The 18,991-nt window shown below is 57.4% G+C and carries 19 protein-coding genes; 15 read left to right on the top strand and 4 right to left on the bottom strand.

Going from position 1 to position 18,991, the window contains the following annotated elements:
- Positions 1 to 47: 47 nt before the first annotated feature.
- The 5 genes from ACR0AP_RS20255 (at position 48) to ACR0AP_RS20235 (ending at position 5,635) form a co-directional block, all read left to right on the top strand.
- Complete coding sequence (locus ACR0AP_RS20255; RefSeq protein ID WP_480509007.1) at positions 48 to 1,004, top strand: ABC transporter permease; 957 nt, start codon at positions 48 to 50, stop codon at positions 1,002 to 1,004.
- Positions 1,001 to 1,897: an ABC transporter permease gene (locus ACR0AP_RS20250; RefSeq protein WP_480509005.1), complete on the top strand. Its 897-nt coding sequence runs from the start codon at positions 1,001 to 1,003 to the stop codon at positions 1,895 to 1,897. The genes ACR0AP_RS20255 and ACR0AP_RS20250 overlap by 4 nt, the downstream gene beginning before the upstream one ends.
- Positions 1,894 to 3,918, top strand: coding sequence for a dipeptide ABC transporter ATP-binding protein (locus ACR0AP_RS20245; protein ID WP_480509003.1), 2,025 nt, complete (start codon positions 1,894 to 1,896; stop codon positions 3,916 to 3,918). Before ACR0AP_RS20250 ends, ACR0AP_RS20245 begins: the two co-directional genes overlap by 4 nt.
- Before the next feature lie 62 nt (positions 3,919 to 3,980).
- The gene (locus ACR0AP_RS20240) at positions 3,981 to 4,907 is read left to right on the top strand and encodes a PHP domain-containing protein (RefSeq protein ID WP_480509001.1); all 927 of its coding nucleotides are present in this window, start codon (positions 3,981 to 3,983) and stop codon (positions 4,905 to 4,907) included.
- The gene (locus ACR0AP_RS20235; protein WP_480508999.1) at positions 4,907 to 5,635 is read left to right on the top strand and encodes an HAD family hydrolase; all 729 of its coding nucleotides are present in this window, start codon (positions 4,907 to 4,909) and stop codon (positions 5,633 to 5,635) included. The genes ACR0AP_RS20240 and ACR0AP_RS20235 overlap by 1 nt, the downstream gene beginning before the upstream one ends.
- 49 nt (positions 5,636 to 5,684) lie before the next feature.
- Here ACR0AP_RS20235 and ACR0AP_RS20230 read toward each other — a convergent pair whose 3' ends face one another.
- Positions 5,685 to 6,104 carry a phosphatase domain-containing putative toxin gene (locus tag ACR0AP_RS20230; RefSeq protein WP_480508997.1) on the bottom strand — a complete coding sequence of 140 codons (420 nt, stop codon included), beginning with the start codon at positions 6,102 to 6,104 and terminating at the stop codon, positions 5,685 to 5,687.
- Between the two features lie 368 nt (positions 6,105 to 6,472).
- Here ACR0AP_RS20230 and ACR0AP_RS20225 point away from each other — a divergent pair, with 368 nt between their 5' ends.
- Positions 6,473 to 7,396 carry an NAD(P)-dependent oxidoreductase gene (locus tag ACR0AP_RS20225; RefSeq protein WP_480508995.1) on the top strand — a complete coding sequence of 308 codons (924 nt, stop codon included), beginning with the start codon at positions 6,473 to 6,475 and terminating at the stop codon, positions 7,394 to 7,396.
- A 36-nt stretch (positions 7,397 to 7,432) separates the two neighbouring features.
- Here ACR0AP_RS20225 and ACR0AP_RS20220 read toward each other — a convergent pair whose 3' ends face one another.
- Complete coding sequence (locus ACR0AP_RS20220; RefSeq protein WP_480508993.1) at positions 7,433 to 8,347, bottom strand: LysR family transcriptional regulator; 915 nt, start codon at positions 8,345 to 8,347, stop codon at positions 7,433 to 7,435.
- Between the two features lie 90 nt (positions 8,348 to 8,437).
- Between ACR0AP_RS20220 and speB the strand changes: the two genes are divergently transcribed.
- The 9 genes from speB (at position 8,438) to ACR0AP_RS20175 (ending at position 17,149) form a co-directional block, all read left to right on the top strand.
- A complete protein-coding gene (speB, locus tag ACR0AP_RS20215) occupies positions 8,438 to 9,406 on the top strand; it encodes an agmatinase (RefSeq protein WP_480508990.1) in 969 nt (322 codons plus the stop codon).
- A 3-nt stretch (positions 9,407 to 9,409) separates the two neighbouring features.
- Positions 9,410 to 10,186: an SDR family NAD(P)-dependent oxidoreductase gene (locus tag ACR0AP_RS20210; RefSeq protein WP_480508988.1), complete on the top strand. Its 777-nt coding sequence runs from the start codon at positions 9,410 to 9,412 to the stop codon at positions 10,184 to 10,186.
- A complete protein-coding gene (locus tag ACR0AP_RS20205; protein WP_480508986.1) occupies positions 10,183 to 10,920 on the top strand; it encodes an SDR family NAD(P)-dependent oxidoreductase in 738 nt (245 codons plus the stop codon). Before ACR0AP_RS20210 ends, ACR0AP_RS20205 begins: the two co-directional genes overlap by 4 nt.
- Positions 10,917 to 11,807: a polysaccharide deacetylase family protein gene (locus ACR0AP_RS20200; RefSeq protein ID WP_480508984.1), complete on the top strand. Its 891-nt coding sequence runs from the start codon at positions 10,917 to 10,919 to the stop codon at positions 11,805 to 11,807. The genes ACR0AP_RS20205 and ACR0AP_RS20200 overlap by 4 nt, the downstream gene beginning before the upstream one ends.
- Positions 11,808 to 11,837: 30 nt before the next feature.
- Positions 11,838 to 12,812, top strand: coding sequence for an ABC transporter substrate-binding protein (locus ACR0AP_RS20195; protein ID WP_480508982.1), 975 nt, complete (start codon positions 11,838 to 11,840; stop codon positions 12,810 to 12,812).
- A gap of 16 nt (positions 12,813 to 12,828) precedes the next feature.
- Complete coding sequence (locus ACR0AP_RS20190) at positions 12,829 to 13,638, top strand: ABC transporter permease (protein ID WP_480508980.1); 810 nt, start codon at positions 12,829 to 12,831, stop codon at positions 13,636 to 13,638.
- Between the two features lie 11 nt (positions 13,639 to 13,649).
- Complete coding sequence (locus ACR0AP_RS20185) at positions 13,650 to 14,432, top strand: ABC transporter ATP-binding protein (protein WP_480508978.1); 783 nt, start codon at positions 13,650 to 13,652, stop codon at positions 14,430 to 14,432.
- Between the two features lie 3 nt (positions 14,433 to 14,435).
- Positions 14,436 to 16,112: a choline dehydrogenase gene (gene betA, locus ACR0AP_RS20180; RefSeq protein ID WP_480508976.1), complete on the top strand. Its 1,677-nt coding sequence runs from the start codon at positions 14,436 to 14,438 to the stop codon at positions 16,110 to 16,112.
- Positions 16,113 to 16,204: 92 nt separating this feature from the next.
- A complete protein-coding gene (locus ACR0AP_RS20175; protein ID WP_480508974.1) occupies positions 16,205 to 17,149 on the top strand; it encodes a DDE-type integrase/transposase/recombinase in 945 nt (314 codons plus the stop codon).
- A gap of 452 nt (positions 17,150 to 17,601) precedes the next feature.
- Here the strand turns inward: ACR0AP_RS20175 and mdh are convergent, their stop codons facing one another.
- Positions 17,602 to 18,564, bottom strand: a complete 963-nt coding sequence (mdh, locus tag ACR0AP_RS20170) for a malate dehydrogenase (protein WP_480508972.1) — start codon at positions 18,562 to 18,564, stop codon at positions 17,602 to 17,604.
- An 84-nt stretch (positions 18,565 to 18,648) separates the two neighbouring features.
- Positions 18,649 to 18,991: NAD(P)(+) transhydrogenase (Re/Si-specific) subunit beta (locus tag ACR0AP_RS20165; protein ID WP_480508970.1), on the bottom strand; the 343-nt coding region annotated here is incomplete at its 5' end.

The raw sequence follows: 18,991 nt of genomic DNA, 5'->3' as shown, positions 1-18,991 counted from the left end.
GGCGCGCGGCAACCGCGCGCCCTGACTTTTGAGGAAGGGACAACCGCATGTTGAAGGCGATATTGCAGCGCTTCGGATTTGCCGCATTCACACTGGTCTTTGTATCCGGCGTTGTGTTCATCGCGGTTGAAGCATTGCCAGGTGATGTCTGCACCGCCTATCTACAGCGGCTTGCTCAGGGCGATCGCCTTGCGAACTGTATCGAACAACAGGGCCTGGATCGGCCCGCGATCGTGCGCTACGGCGAATGGGTCGCAGGCGTAACGCAAGGCGACCTGGGCATATCCCTCAAGCGGCGTGCGCCGATTGCCGACCTGCTGGCAGAACGCTTCCGCAACACCGCCGTGCTGGCGGGTGTCGCCGCCATGATCGGCATTCCGATTGCATTGATCCTGGGATTCTGGGCAGGCATCCGGCGGGACAAACCGGCCGACCTGGTCACCTCGACCATCGCCATGCTGGCCATGACGATTCCCGAATTTGTGACCGCCGCCCTGCTGATCTTTATCTTTGCCATCACGTTGAACTGGTTCCCAGCGGTGACCATCGTTCCTTCATCCGCGACGTTCTGGCAAATTCTGCCGAATATTGTGCTGCCTGTCATCGTCCTGACCTTTGTCATGACCGCCCATATCATGCGGATGACCCGTGCCTCGGTGATTGAGGTTATGACGTCCGATTTCGTACAAATGGCCCGTCTCAAAGGCGTGCCGGACCGCCAGATTTTCTGGAAACATGTCGCCCCCTCGGCACTGATCCCTGCCGTTAACATCATTGCGCTGACGGTGGCCTGGCTGTTGGGCGGTGTGGTCGTCATCGAACAGGTGTTTAACTATCCGGGCATGGGAACACTGATGCTGCAGGCAATCTATGACCGTGACCTGCCGCTTGTGCAGGCCATTGCCCTGATTTTTGCTTTTATCTACGTTGTCGCAAATCTGCTGGCCGATCTGTCGATGGTCTTGCTCGATCCGCGATTAAGAACCGGGAGGAAAGCTCATTGACCGACGTATCGACGGCCACCGAGGCGAAACATAGATCCGCATGGTCACAAGTCTGGCCTACCCTTCGGCGTGTTGCATCACGCCCGTCCGGGGCAATCGGATTGTTCCTGACCATTTTCTGGATCGTGATTTCAATCCTGGCACCGGTGATTGCACCGTATGACCCCACAATCCCAAACGCGGATCTGATGCAGCAAGCGCCATCGTCTGAGCATCTTCTGGGCACCGATAGCCTTGGGCGTGATGTCCTGAGTCGTGTGCTCTATGGTGGGCGGCTGGCGTTGGTTGTCACCTTCAGTTCCGCCGCGATGGCGCTGGCCTGGGGGGGAAGCATGGGCGTTTTTCTTGGGGTCGTCGGCGGAAATATTGATGCGTTTACAATGCGCGTTGTGGACGCTTTTTTGTCGATCCCATGGCTGTTATTCCTGCTGCTAATGGCCTCCATCGTCGGGGGTGGGGCTGTGACCATCATCCCGATTCTGGCTTTTTTCTATGGCATTGCCATCATCCGCGTGGCCCGTGCCGCCGCGATGCAGGTCGCCGCGCGCGATTTCGTAACCGCAGCACATGCCCGAGGAGAAAGCCTCTGGGCCATCATCCGACGCGAACTCTTCCCCAACGTGGCCGATATCCTGTTTGTCGAAGGCGCCATGCGCTGGTCATGGATGCTGCTGGCGTTCTCGTCTCTGTCCTTCCTGGGATTTGGCGCCACGCCACCGACACCGGATTGGGGCCTGATGATTGCGGATGAACGTGGCTATATGGCGATCACACCCTGGACGATGTTGTGGCCGTGCGTCGCGCTGTCCACCCTCATCATTGGTATCAATCTGTTGGCGGATGCGCTTGGCAAAGCGCTTGGCGTCGACCGAGCAGGGGCGCGGCCGGTATGAGCGAAGCACTGATTTCGATTGAAAACCTGTCGCTCGGATTTCGCGGTGGGAATGGCGAAGAAAAACCCATTCTGCGCAATATCAACCTGACGCTGAAACCGGGTGAAACGCTCGGCATCGTGGGCGAAAGCGGATCGGGAAAGTCCACTGTCGCGCTGGCGATGATGGGGTTCATGAAGCCGGGACTGGAGGTCTTTCAAGGCCATGCGGTTTTTGACGGGCATGATATGTTTACCATCCCCCATATGGAACGCGCTGCACTGCGTGGGAACCAGATCGCTCTTATTCCGCAGAACGCGGGACAGGCGCTGACCCCAACTATGAAGATCGGTGCACAGATCGAAGAGGCGCTGTTATTGCACACCTCTTTGACACCAGCCGAACGCGGCCCCCGCGTCATCGAGTTGCTAAATCGGGTGCGTTTGCCAGCCCCGGAGGACATCGCAAAACGCTATCCGCATGAGCTTTCTGGGGGCCAACAACAGCGTGTCGCCATTGCAATGGCTTTGGGCACCAAGGCCAAGGCGCTGCTTCTGGACGAGCCGACCACCGGGCTTGATGTGACCACACAGGCGCATATCCTCGAATTTTTGCGCAACCTCGCCAAAGAAGCCGGTGTTGCAATGGTGTATGTCAGCCACGATCTGGGCGTCATTGCCCGGGTCACTGAACGGATCGCCGTCATGTATGCTGGAGAAATCGTTGAAGAAGGCACCACCCGCGAATTGCTCAAATCTCCGGCGCACCCCTACCCGCGTGCGTTGCTGGCATCGATCCCGCGTCTGGGCACAGATATGATCCCCGCTTCATTGCCCGGTTTCCCGCCCCCGGTCGGGGAGAGCCGGAAAGGCTGCGCCTTTGCAGAACGTTGCGCTATTGCCGATCAGGCCTGCCACCATGAGACACCTGCGCCGGTGTCGATCCCCCATGGCTCTGCCAGCTGCCTGAAACTCGACGCGGCACAGGGTATCACCGAAGAAGGGATGGCCGTCGTTTCAACCAAAACCGACGAAAGGGCGATCGAAACCAAAGACCTTGCGATTAACTACTTTGCGCCTGATCTGCTCGATCAACTCACCGGAAAAACAGCCCCGCCAGACACGGTGTCAGGTGTTTCTTTTACGCTAAACAAAGGCGAAACGCTGGGTCTTGTGGGGGAGTCTGGGTCGGGAAAATCGACAATTCTGCGGGCTTTGGCCGGTCTGAAAGCCGCCAAAGGTGGGCACGTTCTGGTGGGCGGCAATGAGATCGAAGGCGATGTCTCAGCGCGCACACTGGACCAAATCCAACCCCTTCAGATGATTTTCCAGAATGCGGACAGCGCACTTAACCCGCGTCAGTCGATTCGGGAAATCCTGGATGCACCGCTGCGCCTCTATTTCAACCTTTCTCCATCCGAACGAGAATCCCGCCTTCACGAAATCATTGATGCCGTGCGCCTCCCTGCGAGCTATCTCGACCGGTATCCCGGTCAGCTTTCGGGCGGCGAAAAACAGCGGATCGGGATCGCACGCGCCTTTGCCGCCGACCCCGATCTGGTGTTGTGCGACGAGGTCACATCTGCGCTTGATGTTTCAGTACAGGCGGCAGCTCTGGCCTTGCTCAAACGACTGCAGGAAACGCGCAAGGCATCTTATGTCTTTGTGAGCCATGACCTTGCCGTTGTGCGGGCTCTGTCAGATCAGATTGCCGTGCTTTATCAGGGACGTATATGTGAAATTGGCCCATCTGACGCAATCTTTGCCGCACCGTTCCACCCCTATACAGAAACGCTGTTGGGTGCGATCCTGGAGCCTGACCCAGACGTGACGCCAAAACTGTTGGTTGACGATGTTTCGGAAAAAGCGCCACCAGCGGTCGGGTGTCCGTTCCAGCGGCGATGTGCGCATCGCATCACCGGCGTTTGCGACACACAAGCACCTCCCGTGCTTGAGCTGGATCGGGGCCACAAAATCATGTGCCATCTCCCGGTCGAAGCTCTCAGCAGCGAAAACAGTGACGTCGTGCCTGAACAGGCATGACGCTTCGCCTGCGCATTGCCCAAACCCTGACACCCTAGCCACCCCAAGCAGGACAACCGACATTGAACGACACATTTTTCGACGCACCCGGGCGATTCTGGCGCGGAAACCTTCACACCCATTCCAACCGGTCTGATGGTGTTCTGGAACCACAAGAGGTCTGTCGGCGCTATCAAGCCGAAGGCTATGACTTCATCGCGCTGACTGACCACTTTGTCGGGCTGTACGACTATCCGATTACGGACACGACTGCATTTCGGAGCGATGGGTTTACCACAATTCTGGGTGCGGAACTGCATACCGGTGCGATGGAAAACGGGGAAATCTGGCACATTTTGGCTGTGGGCCTCCCTTTGGACTTCAAAGCGCCCGATGCGGTCAATTTTGAAGCCCATACCGATCAGGAAAGCGGTCCCTCAATTGCTCAGCGTGCCCGTGATGCCGGAGCGTTTGTTGCCATCGCCCATCCCGAATGGTCACAAATGTCGATGAACGATGCGCGCAGCATCGAGGCCGCCCATGCGGTCGAAATATACAACACCGGTTGCGACACGGTCTGCGGCCGTGGCTTTGGCTTTTGGATTTACGAACACCTGCTGATTGAAGGCCGGCGTTTGCACCTCTGCGCGACCGATGATGCGCATTTCAATGAACCCGACTTTTTTGGCGGTTGGGTCATGGTCAAAGCCGAACGCAATGAACCGGATGCGTTGGTGCAAGCTCTGAAAAACGGGCATTTCTATTCGTCTACGGGGCCAGAAATTCACCATGTGGACTGGGGCACGGATGGTGTGATCATAGAATGCAGCCCCGTGTCCACAGCGGTTTTGCAAGGCACAAGCGTGGCAACCCCCGCCAAATGCGGTGAGATGCTCACGCGGGTTCACCTGCCATATGGCAAACTGTTGGACTCCCCATGGCTTCGGGTGTCGGTGATGGATCGGTCCGGCAAACGGGCCTGGACCAACCCAATCTGGCGGGACACGTGATGGGTGGTGAACCCCCGCTTCGTGCCATTCTTTTCGACAAGGATGGCACCCTGATTGACGTCAACACCACGTCCGCCCGTTTTTGCGAACGGTTGGTGCGCAAGCTGGGCAAGAACGATCCCGAATACGAGGCCAGTATCATGCAGGCCTTGGGCTATGATCCCGAAACCCGGGAACTGAAAATGGAATCCGTGGTCATTGCCGGTAGCGCCGATGAAATCGTCGACGTTCTGAGCAGCACCCGTTCCGACCTCAGTCAAACCCAGATCGACGCCGCCGCAAGAGAAGCGCTCCTGGATTTGCCGGTTGAGGCTTTAGGTGACGTAGAGGCCGTTTTGAAGGCTCTGCTGAAAAACGGGTATCGTCTGGGCGTCGCAACCAACGATTATGAAAGCGCCGCCCGTGCGCAGCTCTCAAGGATCGGTTTGTTCCAGGAATTCGAATTTATATGCGGATCAGACAGCGGTTTTGGCTCCAAACCGGACCCGGAAATCGTCAACGCGTTTGCGCGGCATATCGGCTGCTCAACCGCTCAAATCGTGATGGTAGGCGACAGTCTTCATGATATCAAGCTAGGCGTTCAAGCCGGATGCGGCGCGATCATCGGGGTGACAACCGGATACACAAGCAAAGACGTTTTGGCAGAGGATGCAACAACGGTCATATCAACGCTCGAAGACTTGCCGGAAGTGTTGATGCACCACCGCATTGCCGAACTGTCCGGCTGATACTGCGGTTACCTTTGGGCGGTCCGGCGGGTTGCCATCCCAGCTTGGATCAGGCCCCATGAATCTGCGCATACTGATGTAAAAAATTCAGCTGCGCAGAGGACTCGATCGTTCCGGGGCGGGTTCTTCTAACCTCAGAGATTGCCGTCTCTGCCGTTCGACCTTGCCTAATCAACAATGAAGCCGCCTCGGTCCCCGTACGCCCCATTCCGGCAGCACAATGCAGGATGATCCGCCTTCCTCTTCGCAGTTCAGCGGCCAAAAAAGCGTCGAGAGGAAGCGGCCCGTCTAAGGACGCAAAATCCGGTAACCCGAAATCCTTTGTCGGCAAGTGAAACCAGCGCAGCCTCGCCTGCTGAACCACTGCTTTGAAATTGGGCACGCCGAGTCTTTCAAACTCAAACGTCTCAATCAGTGTCACGAGGTAATCGGTCTGCCATCCGTTGATCGTCGCAATATCGGCCTGCAAATCCCGCTTCTAAATGCGCCCCTTTTGGTCGCCAGGCTGATTGCGGCCCGGACAGGCACAAATTCCAATCACGCCTCCGCCCGCAACGGTCAGACGATCGATCTGGAGCGGCTCGGTTTCCATATTTCTACCCGTGTAAACAGACAGGATTTGTTCTGCACGTTCATGCGTCTGATACCACTCAACGACCGCTTGAGCAACGCGCCGATGTCACACCTGTCGCTGCCCATGTTTCAGGTTCAAATGACCTTGCTCGCTCACCTCGATTAGTGTCGTATGGCGACTTGAAAAAACCATCAAAAGTCGTCTTTGGAACAGCCCGTCCCGAAGTTAGGATTTATCGATTACTCAAAAGCTTGGAGGGCTAAATGAAAGTCGGATTTATCGGTCTGGGAATGATGGGCAGCAACGCCGCAAAAAACATCATACGCGCGGGCTTCGATACCTGTGTATACGATCTACGCAAAGAAACGGCAAAGGACCACCTGGAAATGGGTGCGACATGGGTTGACAGCCCAAAGGACATGATCAACCAGGTTGATTGTGTGGTTTCAATGGTCTTCGGACCACCCCAGGTCGAGGCGATTCTCAAAGGCGAAAACGGTTTGATCCATGGCGATTGCGAAGGCAAGCTCTGGATAGATCTGACTACCTCCTCGCCCGAGTTTCAGCGGAACCTGATCAAGGATTTTGTGAACAAGGGTGGGCGCCCCGTAGATTCCCCCGTGACCGGGTCCGTTGATGCGGCCATTCGCGGTGACATGCCCATGTTTGTTGGCGGAGACGATTCAGATGTCGAAGCGGCGCGCCCGGTCATCGAAGCGATGGGCGAGGTACGTAAAGTCGGGAAATACGGCAATGGTTATGTGGCGAAACTGGTGAACAACCAGCTTTGGAAAATCCACGCTACCGCGATCGGCGAAGCCATGGTCACAGCCAAGTTGGCCGGTATTGAACCGGATGTCTGGTGGAACGTGATGAAAGGTGGGGCCGCCGATAGTTTCGTGATGCAACATGACGTTCCGTCTATTTTTGCAGGTCACTATGACCCGTCTTTCCCTTTGAAGCTCTGTCTGAAAGACCTGTCGCTGATCAAGGAGCTTATGGCTCAAACCGGAACACGGTCCGAACTGACCGATGCCTGCCATGCCCGTTTTAAGGAGGCCGGAGAACGCTATGGCGTTGATGCTGGTGAGATGACGGTCTGCAAGTTGCTCGAAGACGACGCTGGGGTTCATCTCAGAGTGGAAGGCGACTGGGTCGCTCCTTGGGAAGTGTCCCACGACAGCTAACCACTTTGGCGTTGAGGCGTGCCTGTCTCTGGCACCTCAGGTCACCCTATCTATGTTGCTTTTGATGACTTGTTTCATGAGATGCGCTGCGGCGCGGTTCTTGTGCGAACCGTGGGTGCAGATATAGAAATCATCGTGAAACCCGGCATCCAAGCTGTCGAGCGGTCTGAGCTTGCCCGCCTGCACATGGGGTGCTGCATAATGGTCTGGCAGGTAGCCAAGAAATTCTCCCGAGAAGATCATCAGCAAGGTGCTTTCCATGTAAGACACCTCTGATTTCCAAAGTAGTTCTAAACCATTATGCAATGCGCGTGTTTCATAACTGCGCCCGACGCAGGGGTAGCGCCTGACCATCTCTCGGGTAATATGATGCGAGGGCATCGCAAAGATCGGATGATCCTGACCGCAATACAATTGTTGAAACTCGCGAAAGACCAAACGCGCCTCGATAGGTTGCGATGTAATACGCGTGGGCGTCAGAATAACATGGAACCGCCCCGTCATCAGTCCTTGCTGCAACTCCTGCGGCGAGGCCACGTGAATGTTGATCCGGGCGTCGGGGGCCGTGCGGGCAAAGGCTCCGATGGCTTTGGAAATCGAGAACTGCGTGTTGGTGTGAAGTGCATCAACCGCGCCAAATTCAACCGTGCCCGAGATCGTGTCTTTGGCCGCCCCGACCGCGCTGCGAAAGGTCTCGATCGACCCGAACAAATCCAGCATGGCCGTATAGACCGTTTTTCCCTGTTCCGTGAGGCGAAACCCGCTGCGACCGCGATGACAGAGTTTCACGCCCAGTCGGTGTTCCAAGGTCGTCATATGGTTCGAGATTGTCGAAGCTGTCAGACCCAATTCCTCTTGGGCGGCGGAAAACCCTCCATGACGCACCACGATCTGAAACACGCGCAAAAGGCGTAGGTCGACATCCTGAACGTTCTGAATGAGTGAAGCCATTACTTTGAGATTATTCAATGTAAAAGTTTAAACAACATCAATTTTTCCAAAAAGAATCGCTTCTACGGTTGGAGAAAACCGGGGGGCCTCATGCCAGACGATACTAATAACAACTATGATGCGGGGCGCTTGAATCTGCCTTTTGTCGGCATCTGCACCTTTGGGAAATATCCTTATGTTGCCGATTGGGATGCGATTGATGCGGATGTGGCGGTGATGGGCGCCCCGTTTGACTTTGGCTGCCAATGGCGGTCCGGCGCCCGGATGGGGCCGCGCGCCATCAGAGAGGCCTCGACCCTGTTTTCCTTTGGCCATGCAGGGGCTTATGACCATGAAGACGATGTGACCTATCTCGCAGCCGAAACCACGCGGATTGTCGATATCGGGGATGCCGATATCGTTCATACGGGCACGCTCAAAAGCCATGCCAATATCGAATACGGGGTGCGCAAAATCCTGGCCGCCGGGGCTTTGCCGGTGGTGATGGGCGGGGATCATTCAGTCAATATTCCCTGCATCAACGCGTTTGACGACCAGGAGCCCATTCATGTGGTGCAAATCGACGCGCATCTGGATTTTGTCGATGAACGCCACGGGGTGCGCTATGGCCATGGCAATCCGATGCGCCGGGCGGCCGAAAAACCCTATGTGACCGGTCTCAGCCAGATCGGCATCCGCAATGTCTCCTCCACCGCGCGGGAGGGCTATGTCGATGCCCGCGCGATGGGGGCTGATATTCAGTCGGTGCGCCAGGTCCGTGCATTGGGCACGGAAGGGATGCTGGCCCGGATACCGGCGGGCAGACGCTATTACGTCACCATCGACATTGACGCGTTTGACCCGTCGATCGCGCCCGGCACAGGCACGCCCAGCCATGGCGGATTCCTCTATTACGAAGTGCTGGAGCTTTTGGCCGGGCTGGCCAAGCAAGGCGACATCGTCGGGGTGGATCTGGTCGAGGTGGCCCCTGATTACGACCCGACCACCAGCACCAGCATTCTGGCCGCGCAGGTTCTGATGAACCTGATCGGGCGCATTCTGCACGCCCGGACGACCTAGGCCATGGGGCGGGTTTCCTATGATTTTTCCGGGCAAACCGTTCTGGTGACCGGGGCCAGCCGGGGGATCGGCTATGGCGTGGCCAAGGGCTTTGCGCAGGCCGGGGCCAGGGTTGTGATCCTGTCCAGCTGTGCGGGTATTGCGGAAGCCGTCAAGACACTCAGCCCCCATGGCGATGTCACGGGGGTTCAGGCCGATATCACCGACCGGGATCAGATCATCGCGGCGCTTGCGGGGATCGACCGTATTGATGTGCTGGTCAACAATGCCGGGTTGGAGCGGATCACGCCGATTGACGATCCTGACGACGCGGTTGAAGAAACATTCGCTCGTATCATCGACATCAATGTCAACGGCACCTTTCTGATGACACGTCATGCGCTGCCAAAGATGGGCAAAGGCGGGCGTATCATCCTGACCGCCTCGATCTGGAGTCGCACGGCTGTGCCCGAATTTTCGGCCTATGTGTGCAGCAAACATGCCAATCTGGGGTTCATGCGTTCGATGGCGCATGAGCTGGGGCCGCGGGGCATCAACGTGAACGCGGTCTGTCCCGGCTGGGTCAAGACCGACGCGGCGATGCTGTCGCTCAGCAAGATATCAGACGCCACCGGGCGCACCGAAGACGACCTTCTGGCCGAAATCACCGGGGCCCAGGTGCTGGACGGGCTGCTGGAACCGGATGACATGGCCCCGCTTTACCTGTTTCTCGCCTCGGATGCGGCGCGCGACATCACCGGGCAGGCCTATATGCTGGACCGGGGCGAGGTCATGGCATGAGCGCCCTGTCGGATCAGACAGTGCTTGTGACCGGCGCGGCGCGCGGCATCGGGGCGGCCTGCGCGCTGGCCCTGGCCGCGCAGGGCGCGCAGGTGATCGTCAGCGATATCATGGACCCGTCCGAGACCTTCGCCGCGTTGGCCCCGCATCCAAAGGCGCATCTTAAAACAATTGCGGATGTTTCGGATGCCGCATCGGTTGCCGGGATGTTTCGCGAAATTGATGCCGCAGCGCCGATGATTACCGGGCTGGTCCATTGCGCCGGCATCATTCATGAAAAATCCCTGCTGGATACGTCGATTGAAGAGTTCGACCGGGTCATCAGCATCAATCTGCGCGGCAGCTTTCTTGTTGGGCAAGCGACGCTGCAACGGCTGAGCGGGCGTAACGGGCGCATCCTGCTGACCGCCTCTGATCTGGGCGTGTCGGGGCGCGAAACGTTTTCGCCTTATGTGGCGTCCAAGCATGGTGTGATGGGGCTGATGTGCTCCTGGGCCAGGGAGTTTGGCCCCCGTATCAAGGTCAACGCGCTGTGCCCCGGCCCGATTGACACCGAGATGCTGGGCGCGGCGCATATGTCGCCCGAATGGCGCGCGCGCGAATTGGCCATTCCGGCCGAACGGTTTGGCCAGCCCAAAGAAGTGCCCGCGATGGCGGCTTTTGTGATGGGGCCGGATGCCGATTTCATCACCGGGCAAGGCATTGGCATCAATGGAGGGAGTGTCATGCCATGATCCGCAATCCGACCCCCTGGCCCAACGGGGCCAGATGCGCCGCTTGCATCACCTTTGACATGGATGCCGACAGCCTGATCCATATCGCCCATCCCAAGGATGGCCATTCCCGTGTCTCGGCAACCTCGATGCTGAAATACGGGCCCGAGGTGGCGATCCCGCGTATCGTGGATACCTATGCCGAGCTGGGGTTGAAACAGACGTTTTTTATCCCCGCCTGGTGTGCCGAGACCTACCCCAAGGCAGTGGAAATCATCCTCAAGGGCGGACATGAAATCGCACAGCATGGCTATCTGCATGAGCACCCCAGCGAGTTGAGCGATGAGGACGAGGCCTATTGGTTGAACCGTAGCCGCGACAGCCTGACCAAAATCACTGGGCAGGCCCCGCGCGGCTTTCGTGCCCCACTGTATAATTTCTCGCATCGTACCGGGAGGCTGATGGCCGAGGCAGGCTTTGCCTATGACGCCTCCCTGATGGGCGATGATCAGCCCTATCTGCTGGACACCGGCGCGGGGCGGCTGGTTGAGCTGCCCTCGCATTGGGGGCTGGATGACTGGCCGCAATATGTCCAGTCGATGGATCTGGATTACATGATGCCGATCCGCGCGCCCTCGGATGGCTGGCGCGCCTTTGCCGAAGAATTCGAGGCGGCCTATCGCCATGGCGGGCTCTGGGTGCCGGTGGTGCACCCCTTTGCCACCGGGCGGCTGTCACGCTGGATCGTGGTGCGCGACTTCCTTGAGAGCGTGATGGCGCGTGGCGATGTCTGGTTCGCGCCGATGGAAGAGATCGCCGCCCATGTCAACCGCGTCGTGGCCGACGAGGCCTGGGCACCCCGCGTCGACACGGTGCCCTTCTACGATGCCCCGGTGAGGGCGACATAATAATCAACAAAATCCAACGGGAGAAAACATATGACACAGACATTCAAAGCGTTCCTGACAGCCACCGCGCTGACGTCGGTATCTGCATTGGCCACGCAGGCCGAGGCGCTGAAACTGGCCCATTCCACATGGGTGGGCTACGGGCCGTTCTACATCGCGCAGGAAAAGGGCTTCTTTGCCGAGGAAGGGGTCGAGATCGAGCTGTCGATCATGGAAAGCACGCCGCTGAAGATGGGCGCCTTCATGGCCGGTCAGGTGGATATCGTCGCCTCGACCGCAGATGAATTCCCGACCTATATGCGCGATGGCAAGCCGATCAACTACATCCTCGCCGTGGACAATTCCAATGGCGGCGACGGCGTCGTCTCTCACAAAGATATCGCGACCGTTGCTGACCTTAAGGGTAAGACGGTGGCCTTTGAAGAAGGCTCGGTTTCCCAGTTCTTCATCAATGCGCTGCTGCGCCGGGCGGGGATGGTGCAGGATGACGTCAAGATGGTCAACATGACGGCTACCGATGCCGGGCTGGCCTTTACCGCCAATCGGGTGGATGCCGCCGTGACATGGGAGCCGCATCTGAGCCAGGGTGCTGCGACTGATCACGGCAAAATCCTTGTCAACAGCGCCGAGACACCGGGCCTGATTGTCGATGTGGTGGCCGTTCTGGACAGCACGGCCGCCGCGCATGAAGACGAGCTGGAAGGCTTTGTGAGGGCCTGGCAGAAATCCCTCGATTTCCTCGAAAGCAACCCGGATGAGGCTTATCAGATCATGGCCAATGGCGTTGGCGGCTGGCTGGAAGACCCAAATGAATTTGAGGCCGCTGTCACAGGCATCGAATATCTGGATATCGAGCGCAACAAAGAGATGTTCGGCACGGCCGACGCCCCCGGTGTGCTGAGCCAGACCATTGATGATGCCATCGCCATCTGGACCGATCTGGGTCGGATCAAGGTCGAGGGCCTGTCATCGTCTGATCTGGTCGATACCTCCTTTCTGAACTGATCCGAGGGGCGGCAGCATGGCACAGTTGAGTTTTTCAGACAGGTATTTCACGCCCAAGCGTGCGATCCCCCGCAGGATCGAGGTCAGCGCCGGACTGGTGGTGGGGGTCACGATCCTGGGGGCGTGGTATCTGGCCACCACCACCGGGCTTGTCAGCCGCGATTTCCTGCCCTCGCCGGAGGATGTCTGGGCGTCGTTCATCGACAAGCTGAGTGATGGCAGCCTGAAGAAACATATCGGTGTGTCCCTGACTGAGATTTACCTTGGTTTCGCCCTGTCATCCCTCATCGCCATTCCGGTAGGCATCTTCATGGGGGGCTTTCGGATCGTGGCCGCCGCGATTGAGCCGGTGGTCAACTTCATGCGCTACCTGCCCGTGACCTCGATGATCCCGCTGTTGATCCTGTGGATCGGGATCGGGCTGGAGCAGAAGATCGCGGTGATCTTTCTGGGCACGTTCTTTCAGCAGATCGTGATGATCTCGGACGTGGCGCGCGGGGTGCATTCCGATCTGTTCAACGTGTCTTACACTTTGGGCGCCAGCAAAGGGCAGATCGTGCGCCGGGTGCTGATGCCGGCCACCTTGTCCGGGGTCCTTGACACCTTGCGCGTCACAATGGGTTGGGCCTGGACCTTTCTGGTGGTGGCCGAACTGGTCGCGGCGGATTCCGGGCTGGGCTACATGATCCTGCAATCCATGCGCGGGTTTGATCCGGCGGGGATTTTTGTCGGCATCTTTGTGATCGGATTTCTGGGGCTGGCCACCGATCTGGTCTTCAAATGGGTCAAGCGGCTGGCGCTGCCCTGGGAAAATCTGGGCCGATAAGGAGACACATTATGGGTGAAGTCCTTCTTAATCATGTCACCGTCCGGTTCGGCACCAACCCCGACAGCTGGGTCGTGGCGCTGGAAAACCTGACGCTGGAGATTCCGGATCAGCAGTTTGCCGTCATAGTCGGTCCGTCGGGCTGTGGCAAATCCAGTACACTCGATCTGATTGCCGGGCTCAATCAGGCCACCGAAGGGACCACGCTGGTGGATGGGGTGATCATCGAAAAACCCGGTGCAAACCGGGGGATGGTGCCGCAAAGCTATTCGCTGTTTCCCTGGCTGACCGTGCAAAAGAATGTCGAGTTTGGCCTGTCCCTGAACAACACATCCTGGGCCGAGCGGGAGGAACGCGCGCGTCACTATGTCGAGGCGGTGGGCCTCACCGGCTTTGCCGACAGCTATCCTTCGCAGCTGTCGGGCGGCATGAAACAACGCGTGGCCATTGCCCGTGCACTGGCGGTGAACCCGGAGGTTCTGCTGATGGATGAACCTTTTGGGGCGCTTGATAGCCAGACCCGGTCGGTGATGCAGGAGCTGCTGCTGAAGATCTGGCAGGAGGAACGCAAAACCGTTCTGTTCATCACCCATGATATCGACGAGGCGGTGTTTCTGGGAGATGTTGTTTATGTGATGTCGGCCCGTCCCGGGCGGATCATTGACACGATCCCGGTTGAGATTGAACGACCGCGGGACTACACGGTGACGACCAGCCCCGCCTTTATCGACATCAAAAAGCGCATCATGACCAACCTGCACGAAGAGGTTGGCAAGGCACTGGAAATGGGGTGAGAGATGGCTGAGGAATTTGACTACATCATCGTCGGGGCCGGGTCAGCAGGCTGTGTTCTGGCCGCACGTCTGACCGAAGATCCAACCATCAGTGTGCTTGTCCTGGAATATGGCGGCTCCGATACCAATCCAATCATCCAGATGCCCTCGGCCTTTTCGATGCCGATGAACACCAAACGCTACAACTGGAAATACGAAACCCAGCCGGAACCGGGCCTGAAGGGGCGGCGCATCCACTGCCCGCGCGGCAAGGTGCTGGGCGGGTCGTCTTCGATCAACGGTCTGGTCTATGTGCGCGGCCATCCGCGCGACTTTGACGAATGGGAAGAACGTGGGGCAACAGGCTGGGGCCATGCCAGCTGCCTGCCCTATTTCAAGAAATCCGAGCAGTTTCAGGACGGAGGGGATGCCACCTATCGCGGGCAATCCGGCCCGTTGAATGTGAACAACGGCAATCAGATGAAGAACCCGCTCTACGGCGCGTTTGTCCAAGCGGGAGTCGAGGCCGGGTACATTAAGACGGATGATCCCAACGGCTATTTGCAGGAAGGGTTCGGCCCGATGCATATGACCGTCAAGAACGGTGTGCGGTGGTCAGCCGCCAAGGCCTATCTGCAACCTGCCATGTCGCGCCCCAATCTGGAGGTGCGCACCAAGGCGATGACCCGGCGGGTGCTGCTGGATCAGGGCCGCGCAACCGGGGTTGAGTATGATCGCGGTGGGGCGGTTCAACAGGCGCGCGCGCGGCGTGAGGTGATTATCTCCAGCGGGCCCATCGGATCACCGCATCTGTTGCAACGCTCAGGTATAGGGCCGGGCGCTGTGTTGCAGGCCGCCGGTGTCGAGGTGTTGCATGATCTGCCTGGTGTCGGGGAAAACCTGCAGGATCATGCCGAGATCTACATTCAATATGCCTGCAAGAAACCGATCACGCTGAATTCCAAGATGAACTGGTTCGCAAAGGGGCTGATTGGGGCGCAATGGTTGCTGACGAAAAAGGGGCTTGGGGCCACCAACCATTTTGAATCCGGCGGCTTTATCCGCTCGTCCAAGGATGTGGAATGGCCCGACATACAGTACCATTTCCTGCCCGCTGCGGTGCGTTATGACGGGCATTCACCGATCGAGGGCCACGGGTTCATGATCCTCACCGGCCCCAACAAACCCAAAAGCCGCGGGCATGTGCGGTTGGCCTCGGGCGATCCCTATGAACACCCGCATATCCTGTTCAATTATCTGGATCGGGAAGAGGACCGCAAAGGGTTTCGCGACTGTATCCGCCTGACCCGCGAAGTTGTCGCCCAGCCGGCGATGGACCCCTTCAATGATGGGGAAATCGCGCCGGGGCCGGATGTTGTGACGGACGATCAGATGGATGAGTTCGTGCGCGACAATCTGGAAAGCACTTATCACCCCTGCGGGTCGTGCCGCATGGGCCAGGACGAGATGGCGGTGGTCGACCCCGAATTGCGGGTGCATGGGATCGGCAGGCTGCGCGTGGCTGACAGTTCGGTCTTTCCTTCCGAACCAAATGGCAATCTGAACGCGCCAACGATGATGCTGGCTGAGCGCGCGGCCGATCTGATTTCGGGCCGCCCTGTGCTGCCCCCTGAAAACGCACCCGTCGGGGCATCCGAGGGTTTGGGCGAAACTCAACGACCAAATGCGCCGGTGCGCTGAGCAGCCTGATCTGACTTGTCCAGTTTGAATGTTAAATGTTCAGTCCCGGAGTGTGATGGTTCATTGATGTGTCATCACCGACGGGAGGGATTATGGGACAGGTACTTCACGGCAGCGCCACGACCACGCACGCTATCCGAGCTGCAATACAGGGATCGACAGCTTCGACCGCGGAATTGAGCCGAACCTATGGTTTGAATTCGAAGACTGTCGCGAAGTGGCGCAAGCGAGACGTTGTCCACGATTCTACGATGGGGCCGAAAGAGTGCCGCTCAACCGTTCTCAGCCAGGAAGAGGAAGCCTTGGCGGTGGCCTTCCGCAGGTACACGCTTCTGCCAATCGATGACTGCCTCTATGCGCTGCAGGCGACGATACCCCATTTGACAACTTCGTCATTGCACCATCTGTTTCAGCGTCACGACATCAGCCGGTTGCCAACCGTCGAGGGATCCAAACCGAAGAAGCCGTTCAAAGCATATCCGATTGGCTACTTTCACATCGATATCGCCGAGGTTTGGACCGAAGAAGGCAAACTCTACATGCTCGTTGCCATTGATCGCACCTGCAAGCTTGCTTTCGCCGAATTGCATGAGCGGATCACCAGGCGCGACGCCGGCAACTTTCTCCGCCGTCTGATCGACGCCGTTCCTTACAAGATCCACACCGTACTGACCGACAACGGGACGCATATTACTGATCCCAAAGGCAACAGTTGGACGGCATCTGAGGTCAAGCGACTGATTGCGGAAAAGGCTCGATTCCGATGCCACGGTTTTGTTTTGGCCTGCGCTCAGAACGACATTAATCATCGCCTGACCAAGCCGGGCCATCCATGGATCAACGGCCAGGTCGAGCGCATGAACCGCACCATCAAGGACGCAACTGTCCGACGGTATCACTACGAAAGCCACGAGCGACTTCGAGATCACCTTGGGACGTTCATGTCACTACTCCGTTTTTCGAGCGTGAATCATGCCATGCAGCGAAAATCAATGCATCCTGACCCTAGCGCTCAAAACTGCAACAGCGACGCATAATCTAACCAATCAAATGAGCCAGATCCTCTTTTAACTCAGGCAGCAATCTGTCCCAAAATCCCCGACGACGGACATATTGCGGAATTGCAAGCGACTGGTTCGGATGGATCTGATATCCCTCGCGAGGAGATTGAAGCGCCTGCTGCCGGTCACTGTAGTTTAGTTGGTAGCCGATAGCCAAAACGCCGACCACGGTCGCAAGGGCTCCGATAATTGCACCAATTGCTTCAAGAACCTCAGCATGTCTTCTAATTCACTTCACATCATGTCTCGTCTTCTGGATTGTGATGTTCGCCACGAACGATGGAAACGAGAAGTACAACGTACTCAACATCAGCATCGGGAGGAAAAACTGCTGCTGTTCAACCTGTGACTTAGCAGACCAAACCTCCAGTCAGCCGATGGATGGGAGTGAATTGTCAAGATGGTATCGGATTCGGACCGAACTGCCCTTAATCATGTGAGGTGTCAATACCTTTACACGCCTCAACCAAAGCTTTGACAGTATCGACAGAACCATCGAACATTGACCTCTCTTCGGTGGTCATTGAAATCTCAACAATCCGCTCGACGCCTGCCGCACCGATCACGGTTGGCACCCCGACATACAATCCGTCTAAACCGTAGGCCCCGTCAACATAAGCGGCGCAGGGGAGTAAGCGTTTTTGGTCTTTGAGAAAAGCTTCCGCCATTTCGATCGCCGAGGCTGCCGGTGCATAATACGCTGATCCAGTCTTTAGCAAACCGACGATTTCGGCACCACCGTCGCGGGTGCGTTGTACAATGGCCTCCAGCCTTTCTCGTGTCGTCCATCCCATTTTAACCAAGTCTGGCAATGGAATACCCGCGACAGTCGAGTAGCGGGTCAACGGCACCATCGTGTCGCCGTGGCCACCCAAAACAAATGCGGTCACGTCCCGCATCGAAACGTTAAACTCAACACTTAAGAAATGGCGGAAGCGCGCGCTATCCAGTATGCCGGCCATACCGCATACTTTCTCATGCGGCAGGCCGGAAAACTCTCGCAGAGCCCAGACCATCGCATCCAAAGGGTTGGTGATGCAGATAACAAACGCATCTGGTGCATGTTCTTTAATGCATTCGCCGACGGATTTCATAACCTTGAGGTTGATGTCCAAAAGGTCATCTCGGCTCATACCAGGTTTGCGTGCAACCCCTGCAGTGACGATACAGACGTCAGAACCAGCTATGTCGGAATAGTCTTGAGTTCCTGTGAGCTGAGCGTCGACGCCTTCGACCGGACCAGATTCAGCGAGGTCGAGAGCTTTGCCTTCCGGAATCCCTTCTGCAATGTCAAACAGGACGACATCCCCGAGCTCTTTGAGCATTGCGAGATGGGCAAGTGTGCCACCGATCATCCCTGAGCCGATAAGCGCTATCTTGGGTCTAGACATTAGTTTGGTCTCCTTTTTTGTCGGAATTTCTTTGTCTCGCGAATTCCCCTACCATCCGCATCTGAAACCACGATTGCGACCACCTCAATCCAGCTTTGAGATCAGAGTAGTTACGCTATCCTTGGCGTCGCCATAGAACATGCGGGTATTTTCCTTGAAGAACAGCGGGTTTTCGATACCCGAATACCCTGTACCCTGACCACGTTTTGACACGAAGACCTGCTTGGCCTTCCAGCATTCCAGAACCGGCATACCGGCGATGGGGCTGTTGGGATCTTCCTGCGCCGCAGGGTTCACGATGTCGTTCGAGCCGATAACGATGGCCACATCCGTATCCGGGAAGTCGTCATTGATCTCGTCCATTTCCAGAACGATATCATAGGGCACCTTCGCCTCGGCCAGCAGCACGTTCATATGGCCCGGCAAA

The organism is Ruegeria sp. AF7 (assembly GCF_056541885.1).
This window is presented reverse-complemented; position numbering and strand designations above follow the sequence as displayed.